This window comes from Sphingopyxis sp. (genome assembly GCF_035998905.1).
GTDB lineage: Bacteria > Pseudomonadota > Alphaproteobacteria > Sphingomonadales > Sphingomonadaceae > Sphingopyxis.
Genome location: NZ_DASYHG010000025.1, coordinates 246,441 through 264,866 on the forward strand (window position 1 = coordinate 246,441; position 18,426 = coordinate 264,866).

12 protein-coding genes are annotated in these 18,426 nt (G+C 66.1%); 4 read left to right on the top strand and 8 right to left on the bottom strand.

All coding sequences use genetic code 11. The features are described 5' to 3' along the window. Nucleotides 1-120 precede the first annotated feature (120 nt). The 4 genes from VGN62_RS15565 to acs all read left to right on the top strand — a co-directional run bounded on the left by VGN62_RS15565 (nt 121) and on the right by acs (nt 7,998). Nucleotides 121-1,347: an MFS transporter gene (locus tag VGN62_RS15565; protein ID WP_327455482.1), complete on the top strand. Its 1,227-nt coding sequence runs from the start codon at nt 121-123 to the stop codon at nt 1,345-1,347. A 117-nt stretch (nt 1,348-1,464) separates the two neighbouring features. After that, nucleotides 1,465-4,707 (top strand): TonB-dependent receptor domain-containing protein, encoded by a 3,243-nt coding sequence (locus VGN62_RS15570; protein ID WP_327455484.1) that lies wholly within the window; start codon nt 1,465-1,467, stop codon nt 4,705-4,707. Between the two features lie 106 nt (nt 4,708-4,813). After that, nucleotides 4,814-6,052, top strand: a complete 1,239-nt coding sequence (locus VGN62_RS15575) for an ectonucleotide pyrophosphatase/phosphodiesterase (RefSeq protein WP_327455486.1) — start codon at nt 4,814-4,816, stop codon at nt 6,050-6,052. A gap of 14 nt (nt 6,053-6,066) precedes the next feature. Further along, nucleotides 6,067-7,998 (top strand): acetate--CoA ligase, encoded by a 1,932-nt coding sequence (gene acs / locus VGN62_RS15580; protein ID WP_327455488.1) that lies wholly within the window; start codon nt 6,067-6,069, stop codon nt 7,996-7,998. A 5-nt stretch (nt 7,999-8,003) separates the two neighbouring features. Here the strand turns inward: acs and VGN62_RS15585 are convergent, their stop codons facing one another. The 8 genes from VGN62_RS15585 to VGN62_RS15620 form a co-directional block, all read right to left on the bottom strand. Continuing rightward, nucleotides 8,004-8,774, bottom strand: a complete 771-nt coding sequence (locus tag VGN62_RS15585) for an ABC transporter ATP-binding protein (RefSeq protein ID WP_327455490.1) — start codon at nt 8,772-8,774, stop codon at nt 8,004-8,006. Between the two features lie 10 nt (nt 8,775-8,784). Then, the gene (locus tag VGN62_RS15590; RefSeq protein ID WP_327455492.1) at nt 8,785-9,630 is read right to left on the bottom strand and encodes an ABC transporter permease; all 846 of its coding nucleotides are present in this window, start codon (nt 9,628-9,630) and stop codon (nt 8,785-8,787) included. Beyond that, nucleotides 9,627-10,610, bottom strand: coding sequence for an aliphatic sulfonate ABC transporter substrate-binding protein (locus VGN62_RS15595; RefSeq protein WP_327455494.1), 984 nt, complete (start codon nt 10,608-10,610; stop codon nt 9,627-9,629). Before VGN62_RS15595 ends, VGN62_RS15590 begins: the two co-directional genes overlap by 4 nt. Nucleotides 10,611-11,022: 412 nt before the next feature. Beyond that, on the bottom strand, nt 11,023-11,808 hold the full coding sequence (cobA, locus tag VGN62_RS15600; protein ID WP_327455496.1) for a uroporphyrinogen-III C-methyltransferase: 786 nt from the start codon (nt 11,806-11,808) through the stop codon (nt 11,023-11,025). After that, nucleotides 11,798-14,395, bottom strand: coding sequence for a molybdopterin-dependent oxidoreductase (locus VGN62_RS15605; protein ID WP_327455498.1), 2,598 nt, complete (start codon nt 14,393-14,395; stop codon nt 11,798-11,800). The genes cobA and VGN62_RS15605 overlap by 11 nt, the downstream gene beginning before the upstream one ends. Next, entirely contained in the window at nt 14,395-14,736 is a 342-nt protein-coding gene (gene nirD / locus VGN62_RS15610) for a nitrite reductase small subunit NirD (protein WP_327455500.1), read from the bottom strand. The genes VGN62_RS15605 and nirD overlap by 1 nt, the downstream gene beginning before the upstream one ends. Continuing rightward, nucleotides 14,733-17,210 carry a nitrite reductase large subunit NirB gene (nirB, locus tag VGN62_RS15615; RefSeq protein WP_327455502.1) on the bottom strand — a complete coding sequence of 826 codons (2,478 nt, stop codon included), beginning with the start codon at nt 17,208-17,210 and terminating at the stop codon, nt 14,733-14,735. The genes nirD and nirB overlap by 4 nt, the downstream gene beginning before the upstream one ends. Then, the gene (locus VGN62_RS15620; RefSeq protein ID WP_327455504.1) at nt 17,210-18,424 is read right to left on the bottom strand and encodes an alginate export family protein; all 1,215 of its coding nucleotides are present in this window, start codon (nt 18,422-18,424) and stop codon (nt 17,210-17,212) included. The genes nirB and VGN62_RS15620 overlap by 1 nt, the downstream gene beginning before the upstream one ends. Nucleotides 18,425-18,426: the final 2 nt, after the last annotated feature.

An 18,426-nucleotide genomic window follows, 5' to 3' on the forward strand; every position in this document is an offset into this window, starting at 1 on the left:
AGAGAGCACATAAAGTGCCTATTCACGGGACAGATGCAAATGAACGTGGTTCAAAAAGGTGTTACGGATCTCCGTAACTTAACAGATAGTAGTATGCTATTTCGGAGAGCGCAGCATCGCATGCTTTTTGCGGCGATGTTCTGCTATCTGTTCTTTTATACTGGTCGTCAGACGTTCGGCTTTGCCATTCCGGGCATTCAGGCGGAATTCGGCGTGTCGAAGGAAACGCTCGGCTGGGTCAGCGCGGCGCTGCTGTGGTGCTACGCGATCGGGCAGGCGATCAACGGCAACATTGGCGACAAGTTCGGCGGCCGCCGCGTGATGAGCGCGGGCGCGATCCTCTCGTGCATAACCAACTGGGCCGCAAGCTTCGCAACCGGCGTGCTCAGTCTCGGCGCGCTGTGGGGCCTCAACGGCTATTTCCAGGCGATGGGCTGGGCGCCCGGCAGCCGGCTCTTGTCGAACTGGTTCGGCAAGCACGAACGCGGCAAGGTGTTCGGCTTCTATGTGTTTGCTGCCGGCATGGCGTCGGTGCTCTCCTTCGTCACGTCGATCGTCGTCGTGCATACGCTGCAACTCGACTGGCGCTGGATTTTCCGCCTGCCCGTGCTGCTGATGCTCGTCGGGGGCATCGCCTTCTACCTGATTGCCCGCGAACGCCCCGAAGACCTGGGCTTCCAGTCGCCGCACGATGATGTCGCCGACGAGGATGCGGCTCCCGACGTCGCCGACGACGAAAGTTCGTGGGCACGCTACAAGGCGGTGCTCTCCAACTGGCGCCTGCTGCTCGGCGGCCTCGCCATCGGTTTCCAGAATTCGGCGCGCTACGGTTTGCTCGTGTGGGTACCCGTCCATTTCCTTGGCGGCGCCGGCGACGGCGGGGCTGCGTCGACCAGCTTCATCGACCCGCAATGGATCAGCGTCGCGCTGCCCGTCGGGATGGCAATCGGCGCCGCGACCAACGGCTGGGTGTCGGACAATATCTTCGGGTCGAAACGCTATCTCGCGATCGTCCTCTATATGGTGCTCGCCACCGTCACCTCGCTGTTCATGTACACGATCCCGGCGAGCGACGTGTATCTCGGCCTCGCCACGCTCTTCCTGTGCGGCTTCTTCGTCTACGGCCCCCAGTCCTCCTTCTGGGCGCTGTGTCCCGACCTCGTCGGACACAAGAGGGCGGGGACCGCGATCGGGATCATGAACTTCTTCGCCTATCTCTTCGCCGGGCTCGGCGAGCCGCTGATCGGCGGCTTCATGGATACGCATCACGACACGTCGCTGGTGTTCCTGATTGTCGCGGGGGCGAGTGCCGCCAGCGCAACGGTGGCGTTGTTCATCCGGCGATGAAGCGCGCCTGACGGGCGCGGTCCGGCAAAGGTCCGCGCCCCCAGATATCAAGCTGCCGCGCCAATGGGCGGCCGCTGCCTACCCAGACTGCGATTTTTGCTTAATGCGGAGGGAAACATGAAAGCTCGTCATTCGATTCTATGTGGCACGGCGATGATGTTCGCGCTTGCCACGGCCGCGGGCGCCCGCGCGCAGGATGCGGCCCCGCCCGCCGACGCGGCGCCCGCCGAAGCTGACGCCGAAGCCGATGCGCCGACGAAGGAAATCGTCGTGACCGGCACCAATATCCGGCGCGCCGAAACTGCGCTGCCGGTCACGGTCATCGACCAGTCGGAAATCGACCTGCGCGGCGGATCGACCGGCGCCGACCTCTATGAAACGCTGCCATCGGCATCGCCGCCCGAAATCAACGAGGGCACGATCGCCTCGCAGGGCGCGCGCGGCGACGTGTCCTCGCCCGACCTTCGCGGCATCGGCGCGGGCAGCACCCTGCTGCTGATCAACGGCCGCCGCATGGCGCCGCACCCGATTTCGGGTACTGACCAGGGCGTGCCTTCGCTGTCGCCGAACGCCAACGTCGTTCCGACGGCGCTGGTGTCGCGCATCGAAGTGCTGCGCGACGGCGCGTCGGCGATCTACGGCGCCGACGCCGCGGCGGGGGTGATCAACAACATCATCTCGCCGACCAAGGACCGCGGGCGCATCTCGATGGAAAGCGCGATCACGCAGCATGGCGGCGCCGAAGAATTCCGCGTCACCGCGGCGAAGACCTTTCAGTTCGGCCAGACGTCGATCGGTATTTCGGCCGACTATTTCCGGCGCAACGACCTGCTCTTCGGCGACCGCAAATGGGGCTCGCAATCCGATCTCAGGCGTACGCGCAAGCTGCCTGCGCCGTGGGATGGCCTGCCGATCGTCAATCCGGCGACGGGTACGAACTTCTCGCTCGACAACGACCTCGATAACGGCAGCACGATCACCCATTATGGCCAGTTCCGCCGCGGCTTCATCCAGTCGGACTTCCTGACCTTCAACGGCGGGCGCCCCGACGGCAATCGCGGCATTTCGACCTCGACCTCGCCGACGGGCGGCGTTGCGACGGTCGCGGCCGATGGCACCTTCTTCCTCTATCCTGGCGCCGATGGCGCGGTGAATTTCAAGCAGACCACGCCCTCGCGCAACCTCGGCAATCCCGAGGACGAATATTATGACAACCGCCTGCCGCACCGCACCCTCGTGCCCGGCCTGAAGCGCCTCAACCTCGCGATGTTCATCGAACATGAGTTCAACGACAGCTTCACGGTCTTCGGCGACGTCCTCTTCTCGGGCTCGCACGCGAACAGCCAGCGCGAAGCGGCGAACATGCAGAATGTCAACGAACCCGGCCTCTATGTCCCGGCATCGAACCCCTATAACCCGTTCGGCACGCGCTTCTATCATCCGCAGGGCCTGCCGAACGCCGACGGCACCGCGCGCATCCTCGGCACGCCCGCCGACGTCACCATCGTGTCGGGCCTGATCCCGCCGGGGACCAAGGATCGCTATATCGAGGTCGATTCGACCTTCTATCGTGCGATGGCGGGCGCGCGCGGCAAGTTCGGCGACAGCTGGTCGTGGGAAAGCGGCCTGCTCGTGTCGGGCGCCTACAGCCACGAAACCGAGTCGAACATCTTCCGTGAATCGCTGCTCCGCCGGGCGCTCGCGCGCACCGATGCCAGCGCCTACAATCCGTTCCCCGTGACCTTCAAGGTGGTGAACAACCGCGTCGTTGTCGACCAGCCCTATGTGAACCCGACGACGGTCACCGAGCCGATGTACGATACCGACAATCGCTACGGCAAAACGCAGATCATCGTGTGGGATGCAAAGATCGGCGGCGAGCTCTGGAAGCTTCCCTTTGGCGGCGGGCCGATCCAGGTCGCGGCGGGTGCCGAGGCGCGCTGGGAAAGCTATCATGCGTGGAAGGCGCCGTTCGCGGGGCTCAACCCGCCCGGATCGGGGAATGATTTCCCGTACCTGCGCGAAAATGACAACGACTTCATCGCGATGAGCCCCAATTCGGACATCGACGCCAAGCAGAATGTGCAGGCCGCCTATGCCGAGGTCGCGCTGCCGCTGGTGACGGAGGACAACCGTTTCTTCCTGTTCAATCATCTCGAACTGGGGGCCGCGATCCGCCACGAGCGCTTCTCGATCCACGGATCGAGCACGACGCCCAAATACAGCGTCCTCTGGGCGCCCGCGCGCTGGTTGAAGCTGCGCGCATCCTACAATGAATCGTTCCGCGCGCCGAACCTCGCGCAGACGAACACCACGCCGCTGCTGCGCGTGAACTATACGGCCGATCCCTATCGCCGCGACGTCACCAATTCGGCCGCGGACGACAGCGCGCCGCGCCGCACCTTCCGCCAGGGCAACGACCGGCTCAACCCCGAAAGGGCGAAGAATTTCGGCGCGGGCATCGCGATGGAAGTGCCCGGTGTTCGCGGCCTGTCGTTCACCGTGGACTATTGGCGCCTGAACCAGCGCGATGCGATCACCGCGCTCGGCAACACCGAGGTGCTCGCGACCGACGAACTGTTGCTCGATCTCGCCACGCAGGCCGCGCTCGCCTCGGGCAAGCCGATCGACCAGGTCGACCTCGGGTCGGGAACGGCAAATTATGCGGGCAATAGCCGCGTCAGCCGCCGCGCGCCGACGGCGGTCGATATCGCGACCTTCAACGCCTACAACGCCGCGCAGCCGACCAATGCGACCAAGCGCGCGGTCGTCGGTGAAATCACCAGCCTGATCAACGACTATATCAACCTCGGCTCGCGCAAGCTCGCGGGGATCGACATCGCGCTGCAGTATCGCGTGCCCGATTTCGGACTCGGCCAATTCACGCTGAAGGCCGAAGCGACGCATTATCTGAAGCGCGACGAGGAACTGGCCGGCGATGGCATCGTCAACGACGAACTCGGCAAGAACAAGCGCGCCAAATGGAAAGGCATTGCATCGGTCAACTGGAAGAGCGGCGGCTGGTCGCTCGGCTGGTTCACCAGCTATTATGGGCCCTATGCCGACACATCGGCGTCGACCACCGAGGCGATCTATGAGGCGCTCGGCCGGCCGAAGAGCATCATGACCTTCGACGACAATGGCATCAAGCGCTTCTACCTGCGCGTGAAGCCGGCGATCCTGCACAACGCGCGCGTCACTTATGCCTTCGGGCCCGGTGACGACACGCGCGTAACCTTTGGCGTCAACAATGTCTTCGACGCCGACCCGCCCGTAGCCGACGAGGACGAGGGCTATTTCGTGGGCACGGTCAATCCGCGCGGGCGCCAGTTCAAGCTGAAGCTCGAGCACCGGTTCTGACGCGGTAGCAGCCCGTCCAACACCACCATGTATTTGTGGAGCCAGTCATGAAATTTTGGCGGACAATCCAGTTTTCGATCGCACTTGTCCTGGTGGGGGGCTGCCGGTGAGCGCGGTGTGCGCCCAGACGAACCCGGCGGCCCCAGCCGCCGCCGAAGCGTCCGGCCGTCACCCCGTGCTGATGATCTCGATCGACGGTCTCCGGCCCGACGCGGTACTCGAAGCCGACAAATATGGGCTGACGATTCCCGTGCTGCGCAGCTTCCTGAAGGAAGGAAGCTATGCGCAAGGAGTGATCAACGTGAATCCCACGGTGACCAATCCGAACCACACGACCCTGGTTACGGGTGTGCTGCCCGCCGAGCATGGCATTTACAACAACCGCCCCTTCGCACCGACCGCGAAGCTGCCCAAAAGCTACGGCAGCTATGCCCAGATCCGGGCGACGACGCTGTGGGGCGCGGCGAAGGCGGCCGGCCTGAAAACCGGCAGCATCTTCTGGCCGGTGAGTAAGAAGGCCGCCGACATCGATTTCAACCTTGTCGAGGGAGATGACGAGGATGATGCGAAGATCGCCGACGATGCGATCGCGCTGATCGAGCAGAAAAATCCCGAATTGCTGACGGTCCATTTCGTGTGGCTGGACCATCAGCAGCATGAGTATGGTCCGTTCAGCGCCGAAGGCAACGCGGCGCTCGAACGGATCGACACCGCCGTCGGGCGTGTCGTCACCGCCTATCGGAAGACGCACCCCGGCGGCGTCGTTGCGGTCGTGTCCGATCACGGTTTCGACAAGGTGACGCACCAGGTGAACCTGAACGCGGCTTTCGTCGACGCGGGCTTCATCAAGCTGGCGGGCAAGGGCGACGAGCAGGAGGTCACCTCGTGGAAGGCCTTCGTCTGGTACGTCGGCGGCTCGGCGATGATCGTGCTCCAGGACCGCAAGGACCAGAAGACGAAGACGCGCGTCGCCGAATATCTGCAAAAGTTGGCGGCCGATCCGGCGAACGGGATCGAGCGCATCTACGCGCGCGACGAATATGCCAATCGCGGCCTTCCCCCCGCAGCCGAATATGTCGTGGCATTCAAGCCCGGGTACCGGATGGGCAATGCGATGGCGGGGCCGCTGGTCAAGGAATCCAAGGGCGGCGCGCATGGCGCCTTTTCGACGCGCAGCGTGCGCCCCGACATGCACTCGTCCTTCTTCATTACAGGGCCGGGGATCGCCGCGGGCAAGAATCTGGGCCTGATCGACATGCGGCAGATCGCGCCGACGCTGGCCGGCGAGCTCAAGGTCGCTCTCCCCGCGGCGAAAGCGCCCATGCTTCCGATCCGCGGCCAATGACGGAGGAGCGCGGCATGCCCGATATATATCCGGTTCCGGCGGAGTGGAAAGGGCAGGCGCTCGGCGAAGCGGCCTGTGCCGCGATATACGAAATGTCGCTCGCCGCGCCCGATACTTTCTGGCTGGAGCAGGCGCTGCGGCTCGACTGGATGACGGCGCCGGTCACGGCGGGCGACTGGTCGTTCGACGAAGGTGATTTTCGCATCGAATGGTTTGCCGACGGCACGCTCAACGTCGCGGCGAACTGCATCGATCGCCATCTTGCTGACCGCGCTGACGATGTCGCGATCATCTGGGAACCCGACGAACCGGCCGAAGAGCCGCGTCGCATCAGCTTCCGCGAATTGCATCGCGAGGTCTGCCGCTTCGCCAATGTCCTGAAGGGGCAAGGCGTGGGCAAGGGCGACCGCGTCACCATCTATATGCCGATGATCCCCGAGGCGGCGTTCGCGATACTCGCCTGCGCGCGCATCGGCGCGATCCATTCGGTGGTCTTCGGCGGCTTCTCTCCCGAAGCGCTGGCGGGCCGCATCACCGATTGCGACAGCCGGGTGGTGGTCACCGCCGACGAAGGGCGGCGCGGCGGCAAGCGCATCGCGCTGAAGGCCAATGTCGACGAGGCCGCGAAGCGCGCGCCCGCGCTCGAAAAGGTGATCGTCGTTCGTGCGACCGGCGGCCCGGTCGCGATGACCGCAGGCCGCGACATCTGGTATCATGACGCGGCGACGGGCGTCGCCGCCGATTGCCCGCCCGCGGAAATGAATGCCGAGGATCCGCTGTTCATCCTCTACACGTCAGGTTCGACCGGCAAGCCGAAGGGCGTGCTGCACAGCAGCGGCGGCTACCTGCTCTGGGCGAGCCTGACGCATGAGCTTTGCTTCGACTATCAGCCGGGCGACGTGTGGTGGTGCGCCGCCGATATCGGCTGGGTGACGGGGCACAGCTACATCCTCTATGGCCCGCTCGCCAACGGCGCGACGACTTTGATGTACGAGGGCCTGCCCAACTGGCCCGACGCCAGCCGGATCTGGCAGGTGGTCGACCGCCACAATGTCCACACCCTCTTCACAGCCCCCACCGCGCTTCGTGCGTTGATGAAGGATGGCGATGATTTCGTCGCAGCCACGTCGCGCAAATCGCTGAAGTTGCTGGGAACGGTCGGCGAACCGATCAACCCAGAGGCGTGGCGCTGGTATCATCATGTCGTCGGCGAGGGGCGCTGCCCGATCGTCGATACCTGGTGGCAGACCGAAACCGGCGGCGCGATGATTGCGCCCTTGCCCGGCGCAACCGCGCTCAAACCCGGCAGCGCGACACGGCCGCTGCCCGGCGTCGCGCCGCAGCTTGTCGATGGCGAGGGGGCGGTGCTTGACGGCGCGGCCGAGGGAAATCTTGTCATCGCGCGGAGCTGGCCGGGACAGATGCGCAGCGTGTGGGGCGATCATGCGCGCTTCTTCCAGACCTATTTCACCACCTATCCCGGCAAATATTTCACCGGCGACGGCTGCCGCCGCGACGAGGACGGCTATTACTGGATCACCGGCCGTGTCGATGACGTCATCAACGTAAGCGGGCACCGCATGGGCACCGCCGAGGTCGAGAGCGCGCTGGTGCTGCATCCGAAAGTCGCCGAGGCCGCGGTTGTGGGTATGCCGCACGAGGTGAAGGGGCAGGGCATCTACGCCTATGTCACGCTCAACGCCGGCTGCGCAGCGGACGACGCGCTGCGCGGCGAGCTGGTGAAATGGGTACGGAGCGAGATCGGTCCGATCGCGACGCCCGACGCGGTGCAGTTCGCACCGGGGCTGCCGAAAACCCGCTCGGGCAAGATCATGCGCCGCATTCTGCGCAAGATCGCCGAAGGCGATATCTCGTCGCTCGGCGATACATCGACGCTGGCAGATCCAGCCGTGGTCGACGATCTCGTCGCGAACCGGGCCGCCTGACGCTTTTACCCGTCCTGCGGCACGCCCAGTTCGGCAAGCAGCGTAGCGCGCAGCGCGTCGAATTCCTCGCCGCCCGCACGGCGCGGGTGCGGCAGGCGAACGCGCGTGTCGTACCCGATCCGGCCTTCCTTGAGCACAAGGATGCGGTCGGCGAGCAGGATCGCTTCCTCGACGTCGTGCGTGACGAGCAGGGTCGCGGGGCCGTGGGCCTGACAGAGTTCGCCGATCAGCCGCTGCATCTTGAGTCGCGTCAGCGCGTCGAGCGCCGCGAAAGGCTCGTCGAGCAGCAGCAGCCGCGGTTCGCGCACCAGCGCTCGCGCGAGCGCCGCGCGCTGCGCCTCGCCGCCCGACAGGGTTGCGGGCCAGGCATCGGTGCGATGATCGAGCCCGACCTCGGCGAGTGCCGCCACGGCGCGCTCGCGCGACGCATCCTCGCCCGACAAGCCGATCACGACATTCTTCCACACGCTCTTCGACTGGACGAGGCGCGGTTCCTGGAAGACGACCGTGCGTGCTTCGGGCACCCACGCTTCGCCGCCGTCGGGGGCATCGAGCCCGGCGAGGATGCGCAGCAAGGTGGTCTTTCCGCTTCCTGACGCGCCGAGCAGCGCGACGAACTCGCCGCTGTGGATCGTAAGATCGAGGCGGTCGAGGACGGTGTTGCCCGAAAAGGTGCGGCTGACTGCGCTGACTTCGACAGCGACGGGATGGAGCGCGAAATCGGGTTCGGAGACGCGCGCGGCGGCGGCAAAATCGATTGAAAGGACGGCGGTCATCGGGGTGCTCCTATCGGATGGCAATGCCCGCGCGCCACGGCATGAACAGCCGTTCGAGCGAGCGGACGATCAGGTCGGCGCTGAGGCCGAGCACAGCATAGATGGCGATACAGATCAGGATGACGTCGACCTGCTGGTACATTTGCGCGCTATTGAGCAGGTAACCGAGCCCCGCCGAGGCGTTGATCTGTTCGGCGGCGATCAGCACGAGCACCGAGACGCCGAGCGCGAAGCGCAGCCCGGTGAAGATCTGCGGCAGCGCGAGCGGCAGCACGACCTCGAGGATCAGGCGGCGCCCGTTAAGTCCAAAGCTGCGCATCGCCTCGATCACCTTGCGGTCGACGTTGCGCACCCCGGCATAGGTGTTGAGATACATGGGGAACATTGTCGCGAGCGCGATGAGGAGCAGCTTGGGTGCCTCGCCGATCCCGAACCAGACGATGAACAGCGGCACGAGCGCGAGGAAGGGGATGGTGCGCAGCATCTGAAGCAGCGCGTCGAACAGCTCCTCGCCCAGCTTTGACAGTCCCGCGATCGTCCCGAGGACCAGCCCGAAGACGATGCCGACGGCGCCGCCGACAAGCGCGCGCGTGAGCGAGGTCGCAATCTGCGATGCGAGCGCCTGTTCGGTCCAGAGCTGCTGCCATCCCGCGACGAGCCCGGCGGGCGAGGGGAGGATCGAAGGATCGATCCACCCCGCACTCGTCGAGATCGCCCACAGCGCGACGATGATCAGCGGCCCCGTCGCGCGGCGTGCGAAAGAGAAACGCTCGGGCCGATTGCCGGTTTTGCGGACGACCGGCTGGACGAGCCGCCCGGGATCGCCCGCGAGCGCGATGGAGGTGGGTGCGTTCACTTCGCCACCTCCTGCGCCGCGACGATGTCGTCGTAGCGCTTGTCAAAGATTTGCGACGCGTCGAGCTTCTTGCGGATCAGCCCTTCCTTGAAGAACAGATCGGCTTCGTCCTGATGTGCCGCGATGATCGTATCGCTGATCGGCGCGTAGCTTGCGGGTGCGCGCGTAATGATCTTTTCCGCGATCGCGACGTCGACATTATAGCGCTTGGCGAGCGCGGGCGCTGCCTTCGCGGGGTTCTCGCGCTGCCAGCGCGTCGCCCGCGCGGCGCGTGCGACGAGGTCGCCGATCGCCTTCGCCTTCACCGGGTCGGCGAGCGCGGCGTCCGATGCCACCAGATAGAAGAAGCCGGGCGTGTTCGGCGGCGCACCGCTGGCAAGGACACGTACCTTCCCGGCATCGAGCGCCTGCGTCAGCCAGGGCTCGCCGATGGTGATCGCATCGGCCGACCCCTTGTCGAGCAGCCCGGTGCCGAAGCCCGTCGCCTGAACCGTCTTGATGTCCTTGAGCGACAGCCCCTGCTTGTCGAGCAGGCGCGAGACGAAATAGTGCAGCACCGTGCCCTTCATGAACGACACCGATTTGCCCTTGAGGTCGGCGATGCTGCGAATGGGGGAGTCCGGCTTGACGACGAGCGCATAGGGCGACCCGCCGCCCTCGACCGTCTTGCTCACCGCGACGATTTTCACCGGGCTGCCCGCGGCCTGGGCAAAGATCAGCGGGGTTTCGGCCATCCAGCCGACATCGAGCGAGCCGCCCGTCTGCGCCGCGATGATCGGCGGGCCGCCGACGAAATTCGCCCATTCGATCTTGTAGTCGGCCGGCCGGCCTTCGCCCGACACGTCGAGCGAGGATTTGAGCGCGTGGAGCTGGTCGCCGATCTTGAGCGTCTGGCCGCTATCGCGCGCGCCGCCGCAGGCGGTCAGGAAGAAAAGGGCACCGAAGGCAAAAACCCGCAGCGACGGGCGAAGGTAAGTCATGGCAATATAGCCTTGTCGTTCCCGATACCGCGCAACGGCGCATCGGGAGGCAGGCGCCGGCGCACGGCGCGAAATATGGACGATCGCATATTGGCGACGCCGGGCGGTTTCCTGGGCAGGCCCTTATCGCGGCGGGGGTATGTGCATCGTATCACCTCATGCTTCGCAGAGGGGAACACGATACCTGGCGCTGTCGCCTGAGCATCGCGCGCTTTAGCCGTTGGTAACGCGGAGCAAGCTGCTTCCCGGTCAAAAGCCGCGGATCCCGAAATCACAGCCGGTCGGGATCAGGCCGGTAATTCAACTTTATTGGTTGAGTTGAAATCGTCAAGCATAGTTTCGCTTGGGACCCGCAAAGCATCGCTCGCTGCACTCGGTTCGGCGCGCGCGCTGCGGTCGATCAGCGAAGTTGTTATCGGAGCCGTGCTGCTGCGACGGCGCCTGAGGTGGCGCGGACACCCGCTGCCGGCGCTATCGCAGCGCCGACGAGTATCAGCGTCGGTGAATCGGCCGAGAAGGCACGCGTCGCGAGTTCGAGCAGATCGAGCCGGGTAGCCAGCCGCCGCTCTTCGCGCCTGCTGATGTCGCAGGCGATCAGGACGGGCGTGTCCCCCTGCATCCCGGCGCCCGTCAGGCCGCGCATGATCTCTCCCGCCGCATCGCGGCCCATGTAGAAGGCGAGGGTGGATCCCTCGCGGGCGAGCGAAGCCCAGTCGATGTCGAGCGCTGCGCCGCGACGGCTGTGCGCGGTGACGAAACGGACGTCGCGCGCGACGCCGCGCAGCGACAGCGAGATGCCCGCCGACGCGGCGGCGGCGCTCGCGGCGGTGATGCCGGGGCAGATATGGACGGGGAAGCCTGCGTCCTGCAGTGCGCCAATCTCTTCTGCCGCGCGGCCGAACAGCGAGGGGTCGCCGCCCTTCAGGCGAACGACGCGCTTGCCGGCGCGCGCCGCGGAAACGAGCATCGCGTCGATCGTCCCCTGATCCTTCGAATGCCGCCCCGACCTTTTGCCGACGCCGACGCGCTCGGCGGCCGGCGGGATCAACGCCAGCACGTCGTCGCCGACCAAGGCGTCGTAAAAGACGATATCGGCACGCTCGATCAGGCGCACTGCCTTCATCGTCAGCAGTTCGGGGTCGCCGGGGCCGGCGCCGACGAGCCAGACGCTGCCGGGCGCGAAATCGTCAGGCTGCATTGCTGGTCTCCTCGGTCAAGATGCGCGCGAGCGCGGGGCGGCACGAGCCGCAGTTGGTCCCCGCGCCGAGCGCGCCGCCGATGGCGGCGACGTCGGCGAGCTGCCGGTCGCGGATCGCGGCGACGATCGTCTTCAATCCGACGTCGAAGCAGACGCAGATGACGGGACCGCGATCGGCCTGCACGCCCGGCGCGCGGCCAGCGAGCAGGGTGGGGGCGATTTGAGGCGCGGAAAGCTGGGCGATCAACCAGTCACGTGGCGGCAGCTCACCCGTTTCGGTGACAAAGAGCGCGCCGACGAGGCGGCCGTTCGCGAGGATCGCGATGCGCTGCGTGCCGCGCGCGGCATCCTGCGCCTCGATGCGCTCGCCCTTGGGAAGCAACGCTTCGATGGCTTTCAGCTCGCCATTGCCCGCGAGTTCCCACATCACGCCCGACGGCACCGCGACGCGCGTCGCCCACAGGCAGCGCGGGGTGTCGGCGAGTTCGCGGGCGAGGAGCAGGAAGCCGCGCCATTTGGGCGTCACCGCGGCGATCGACGCGGGGGTGCGCTTGAACCCCGGCTGGCCCGAAACCGGGTCGACAAGCGGACGCGGCAGCAGGCCGGTGCGCCCGCCGCTCGCCGTGCGGTCGGTCCAGTGGATCGGCACGAACAGTTCGCCGGGGCGCTGGCCGGCGTGAAAGGCGACGCGGTAGAGGCTGTCGCCCTGCGGCGTCTCGACCCGCGCGAGCCCACCGTCGGTAAGGCCGAGCCGCGCTGCGTCATCGGGATGCACCTCGACAAGCGGTTCCTCGCGGTGGCGCGCCAGCTTGGGTGCAAGACCCGTGCGCGTCATCGTGTGCCACTGGTCGCGATAGCGGCCGGTATTGAGCGTCAGCGGCCATTTGGCGAGCGGTTCGGGCAGCGGTTTTTGCGCGACCGGAACCAGCCGGGCGCGGCCATCCTCGGTCGAAAAACGGCCGTCGGCGAAGGGGTGAGCGCCGCCCCAGCGAAAGGGCGTCATGGCGTCATAAGCGGCATTGCCGCCCAGCGCGGCGCCGGGCAACGCAAAGCGGCGCGCCCCGTCATTCTCATAGGTCGAGAGGCGGCAATGTTCGCGCCAGATGTCGGCGGCGCGATCGTAGGTGAAGGCGTTTTTCCACCCCATCCGCCGTCCGACTTCCTTGACGATCCACCAGTCGGGCATCGCTTCGCCGGGAAGCGCGAATAGCGCGCGCTGACGGCTGATCGTCCGGTCGCTGTTGGTGACGGTGCCGTCCTTTTCGCCCCAAGCTGCGGCAGGCAGGCGGACATGCGCAAAGGCGCCGGTGTCGGTCGTCTCGATCACGTCGCTGACCACAACGAAGGGGCATTGGCCGAGCGCCTCGCGTACCGCGTTGCCATCGGGCATCGAGACAGCAGGATTGGTCGCCATCACCCACAGCGCCTTGATGCGGCCCTCGCCGATCGCGCGGAACAGGTCGACGGCCTTCAGGCCGGGTTTCTCCGCCATCGCCGGCGCGGCCCAGAAGCGCTGGACGCGGTCGCGGTTCTCGGGCGCGAAGTCCATATGCGCGGCGAGCGTCGAGGCGAGCCCGCCGACCTCGCGGCCGCCCATCGCATTGGGCTGCCCGGTGATCGAAAAGGGCGCGGCGCCGGGCTTGCCGATGCGTCCCGTGGCGAGGTGTAGGTTGGTGATTGCATTGACCTGGTCGGTCCCGGCGGTCGCCTGATTGATCCCCTGGCTGAACAGGGTGACGGTGCGCGGGGTCGCGGCGAACAGCTCGTAGAACTGCCTGAGGTCGGCGGCGGGCACGTCGCACGTCTGCGCGACCGACCACAGGTCATTTCCCTCTGCAAGTTGGTTCCAAAAGTCTTCGGGTACCGCGACGTGCGCGGTGAGGTAATCCTCGTCGACGATCCCCGTCTCGCGGCAGTGCTGGAGCAGGCCGTTCATCAGCGCGACGTCGCTGCCGGGGCAGATCGCGAGATGCAGATCGGCCTCTTCGGCGGTTTCGGTGCGGCGCGGGTCGATGACGACAAGTTTCGCACCGGCGTCGCAGCGCGCACGGATGCGCTGATAGACGATCGGGTGACACCAGGCGGTGTTCGACCCGACAAGGACGATCAGGTCGGCGGCGTCGAGATCGTCATAGGTCGCGGGGACGACATCCTCGCCGAACGCGCGCGTATGACCCGCAACGGCGCTAGACATGCAGAGGCGCGAATTGGTGTCGATGTTCGCGGTGCCGATGAAGCCCTTCATCAGCTTGTTCGCGACGTAATAATCCTCGGTGAGGAGCTGACCCGACACATAGAAGGCGACGCTGCCGGGACCGTGGCGCGCGATGGTCTCGCGGAATTTCTTGGCGACGAGGTCGAGTGCCTTGTCCCAACTAGCGCGCTTGTTGCCAATCATCGGGTGAAGGAGCCGCCCTTCGAGCCCCACCGTTTCGCCGAGATGCGTGCCTTTCGAACACAAGCGGCCCCTATTGGCAGGATGATCGGGATCGCCCGCGATCTCGACCGTCCGTTCGCCCGTCACCGTTGCGCGGATGCCGCAGCCGACGCCGCAATAGGCGCAGGTGGTGCGGACCGCCTCCGCCATCAGGCGGCGGCCTTCAAGGTGCTGGCGCGGCAGATGAGGACGCGGCCGCCGTCGATCTTGACCGGAACCGTCGGGGTACAGCCCTTGTCCTCGCCGAGCGCTTCGCCCGTGGACAGGCTAATCCGCCAATTGTGGAGCGGGCAGGCCACCGCGCCGCCGTGGACAATCCCCTGCGAAAGGCGGCCGTGCTTGTGCGGGCAGCGGTCGAGCAGCGCGAAAACCTTGCCCTCGGCGGTGCGGAACACCGCAATGTCGTCGCCGCCCTCGACCTGCACCGTGCGGCTGCCGCGCACGGGGATCTGGTCGACCCAGCCGATGTCGAGCCATTCGGCGGTGCTCATGCGTATTCTCCCTGCGGGATGAAGCGCGCCATCGGCGCATGATGTTCGGCCTCTGCGCCTTGGGCGCGCTGCGCCCACGGGTCGTCCTGCGAAAAGCTTTGCGAATAGAGGAAGCGCGCGCGCAGCGCCTCACGACCCGGCGCATCGTCGACGATCCACGCGACGATATGCGCCAGCCCGACGCGCTCGATCCACGGCGCGGTGCGCTCAAGGTAGCGCGCCTCCTCGCGGTAGAGCTGGATGAAGGCGGCGCAATAATCCATCGCCTCCTGTTCGGTCGCGACCTTGCAGAGCAGGTCGGTGGCGCGGACATGGATGCCGCCATTGCCGCCGACGTGGAGTTCATAGCCGCTGTCGACGCAGACGATGCCGAAATCCTTGATCGTCGCTTCGGCGCAGTTGCGCGGACAGCCCGACACCGCGATCTTGAACTTGTGCGGCATCCAGCTGCCCCAGCTCATCCGCTCGATCTTCACGCCGAGCCCGGTCGAATCCTGCGTGCCGAAGCGGCACCATTCGGACCCCACGCAGGTCTTCACGGTGCGGAGCGCCTTGCCGTAAGCGTGGCCCGAGACCATGCCCGCGGCATTGAGATCGGCCCAGACCGCAGGCAGATCCTCCTTCTTGATGCCGAAGATGTCGAGCCGCTGGCCGCCGGTGACCTTGACCATCGGCGCGTTATACTTTTCGACGACATCGGCGATCGCGCGCAGCTCGCGCGGGCTAGTCAGGCCGCCCCACATGCGCGGGACGACCGAGTAAGTGCCGTCCTTCTGGATATTGGCGTGCATCCGCTCGTTGACGAAGCGGCTCTGCTGGTCGTCGATATAGTCGCCGGGCAGCGCGCAGAGCAGGTAGTAGTTGAGCGCAGGTCGGCACGACGAACAGCCGTCGGGGGTGGTCCAGTGCAATTTCTGCATCACCTCGGGAATCGAGCGCATGGCCTGCGCGACAATTTCGCGGCGGACGTCGTCATGGCCGAAGCTCGTGCATTTGCACATCGTCTTCGGACCCGACTGGACATCGTCGCCGAGTGTCAGCGCGAGCAGATTTTCGACGAGGCCAGTGCACGAACCGCAGCTCGCCGACGCCTTGCAGGTGCCGCGCACCGCGTCGAGGCTGTGCGCACCTTTGGCAATGCACGACACGACCTGGCCCTTGGTGACGCCGTTGCAGCCGCAAATCTCGGCATCGTCCGAGAGCGCCGCAACGGCCGCCTTAGGGTCCGCCGCGCCGCCTCCCGCGGCGAAGGCCTGGCCGAAGATCAGCAGGTCGCGAAGGTCGGAGACATCCTCCTGCTTCTTCAAGAGGTCGAAATACCAATTGCCGTCGGCGGTATCGCCATAGAGGACGGCGCCGACGATCCGGTCGTCCTTGACGATGACGCGCTTGTAGACGCCGCGGCTGGCGTCGCGCAGCACGATATCCTCGCAGCCGTCACCGCCCGAGAAATCGCCCGCCGAAAACACGTCGATCCCCGATACCTTGAGCTTGGTCGAGGTGACCGAGCCGCGATAGCCCGTGGGCTGCTCGACAAGCCCGTCGGCGAGGCTGCGGCACATGTCCCACAGCGGCGCGACGAGGCCGTAGACCTGCCCGTCATGCTCGACGCATTCGCCGACCGCGAGCACCGCGGGGTCGCTGGTGACCATATGGTCGTCGACCTGGATGCCGCGCCCGACCGCGAGGCCCGCGTCGCGGGCGAGGGCGACCGATGGGCGGATGCCGACCGCCATGACGACGAGGCTGGCGGGGATCAGCGTTCCGTCCTTGAGCTTCACCCCCTCGACCTTGCCGTCGCCGATAATCTCGGCGGTGTCGGCGCCGGTCAGGATCGTCTGGCCACGGCCTTCCAATGCCTGCTTGAGCAGCCAGCCCGCGGCCTCGTCGAGCTGGCGTTCCATCAGGGTGGGCATCAGGTGGATGACGGTGACCTTCATCCCGCGGAGCGAAAGCCCGTGCGCGGCCTCGAGCCCGAGCAGCCCGCCGCCGATCACTACCGCATCGCCCCCCGCATCGGCGGCGGCGAGCATGGTGTCGACATCGTCCATGTCGCGAAATGCGATCACGCCGGGCAGGTCCTTGCCGGGCACAGGGATGATGAAGGGATCGGAGCCGGTTGCGATCAGCAGCCGGTCATAGCGCTCGGTTATGCCACCCCGCGTCGTCACCGTTTTTGCCGCACGGTCTATCGCGACTACCGGGTCGCCAGCGACCAGCGCGATGCCGTTCGCCGCATACCAGTCCGCGTCGTTGATCACGATATCGTCAAAGCATTTTTCGCCCGCGAGCACGGGGGAAAGCATGATGCGATTGTAATTGACCCGCGGCTCGGCGCCAAAGATCGTCACGCGGTAGCGCGCCGGATCGCGCGCCAGCAGCTCCTCGACCGCGCGGCAACCGGCCATGCCGTTGCCGATCACGACGAGATGGTCGCGCGTGTCGCCCCCGGGTTTGAGCGGGCAATGTTCCATCAAAGCGTCCAATCCAGTTGTAGCCAATATTTATCGGTGTCGGTGGCGAGGGTGTCGGCGCGGTAGCGCGCGTAGCGCGCCGAGCCTGTGAATTTGCCGAGCTTCGCGCTCGCAAGAAGATTGAGCTCGTCGCCGTACGAGCGCGAGGCGCGGTCGCTGCGATAATCGTGGTAGGCCGCCTGCAGCGTCACGGCCTTCAAGGGGCCGATCGCCTTCCAGCTCCACCCCGCGCTTGCATAGAGATCGCGCACGCCGTCGGGCGGGGTGGTGAGGAATTTGTCGGCCCAGCCCTGGAATTTGAAACCTGTCGCGAGCGGGGTCTGGAAGCTGGTGAGCGCGGTGCCCCCGTCTCTTCCAGACCCGGCGCCGAGTATCTCGTACCCGACACCGATCCGGGGGCCTCCAAAATCGACCGCGACCTCGGCGAGATAATAGTCCGCCGAATAGTCATTCGGGTTGCGGTGCCAGTCGGACTGGCGCGCATAGCTGAGCTGGTAAGCGATCTTCGCCTTGCCGAGCGGCTGGCTTCCATCGAGCCGGACACCATAGCTCTGGCTCGACAGGCGGAAGCCCTGCATCGCCGCCTCGTCCTGGTCGACGAGATAGGCGAAGGCGGACAATTTGCCGATCGGCGTTTGCGCGCTCAGGTTTCCAAAGAAGTTGTCGCCCGACACCGCCTGCTGGCGCGCGCCGGTGCCGTCGATGCCCCAGATGGTGCGCACGCTCCACGCATAGGCGACATCGGCCTTGATGCCCTTGATCGGCGTGATCTCGGCGCGCAGCGCGTCGAAGCTCTGGCCGTTCTGGCGAAAGCCGACGCTCCCGACGAAGCGCTCGTCGTCGAAGCCGAGCCGCTGGCGCCCGGCGGTGAGTGCGAAGGCGGGCGACGCATATCGCAGCTGCGCACGGGAGAGGGCGATATTGTCGGGATCGCCGACCAAGGGTCGTGTCGCGGCGCCGTGCAGTCCATCGAAATAATCGTCGACGATCGCGAGATTGCCTTGCCCCTCGACCAGCGCCGACCAGCGGCCCGCCTTCGCCTCGACCCCCGCGCGGACGCGTAGCGTCAGCGCCTCGGCCCCTTCGGCGAGCCCGTCCTGATCGACATTTTCATAGCGCAGGCGGGCTTCGCCGAGCGGTTTGAGGACGATCTCCTCGGCGTGGGCGATACCGGCCGGTGCGAGCGCGAGACAGAAGGCGAGCGTGGCTTTCATGG

What these genes read in the sequence shown, in the direction of transcription:
- VGN62_RS15565 (WP_327455482.1), top strand. Translation starts at nt 121, where the DNA reads ATGCTTTTTGCGGCGATGTTCTGCTATCTGTTCTTTTATACTGGTCGT.
- VGN62_RS15570 (WP_327455484.1), top strand. Translation starts at nt 1,465, where the DNA reads ATGAAAGCTCGTCATTCGATTCTATGTGGCACGGCGATGATGTTCGCG.
- acs (WP_327455488.1), top strand. Translation starts at nt 6,067, where the DNA reads ATGCCCGATATATATCCGGTTCCGGCGGAGTGGAAAGGGCAGGCGCTC.
- VGN62_RS15585 (WP_327455490.1), bottom strand. Translation starts at nt 8,774, where the DNA reads ATGACCGCCGTCCTTTCAATCGATTTTGCCGCCGCCGCGCGCGTCTCC.
- VGN62_RS15595 (WP_327455494.1), bottom strand. Translation starts at nt 10,610, where the DNA reads ATGACTTACCTTCGCCCGTCGCTGCGGGTTTTTGCCTTCGGTGCCCTT.
- cobA (WP_327455496.1), bottom strand. Translation starts at nt 11,808, where the DNA reads ATGCAGCCTGACGATTTCGCGCCCGGCAGCGTCTGGCTCGTCGGCGCC.
- VGN62_RS15605 (WP_327455498.1), bottom strand. Translation starts at nt 14,395, where the DNA reads ATGGCGGAGGCGGTCCGCACCACCTGCGCCTATTGCGGCGTCGGCTGC.
- nirD (WP_327455500.1), bottom strand. Translation starts at nt 14,736, where the DNA reads ATGAGCACCGCCGAATGGCTCGACATCGGCTGGGTCGACCAGATCCCC.
- nirB (WP_327455502.1), bottom strand. Translation starts at nt 17,210, where the DNA reads ATGGAACATTGCCCGCTCAAACCCGGGGGCGACACGCGCGACCATCTC.
- VGN62_RS15620 (WP_327455504.1), bottom strand. Translation starts at nt 18,424, where the DNA reads ATGAAAGCCACGCTCGCCTTCTGTCTCGCGCTCGCACCGGCCGGTATC.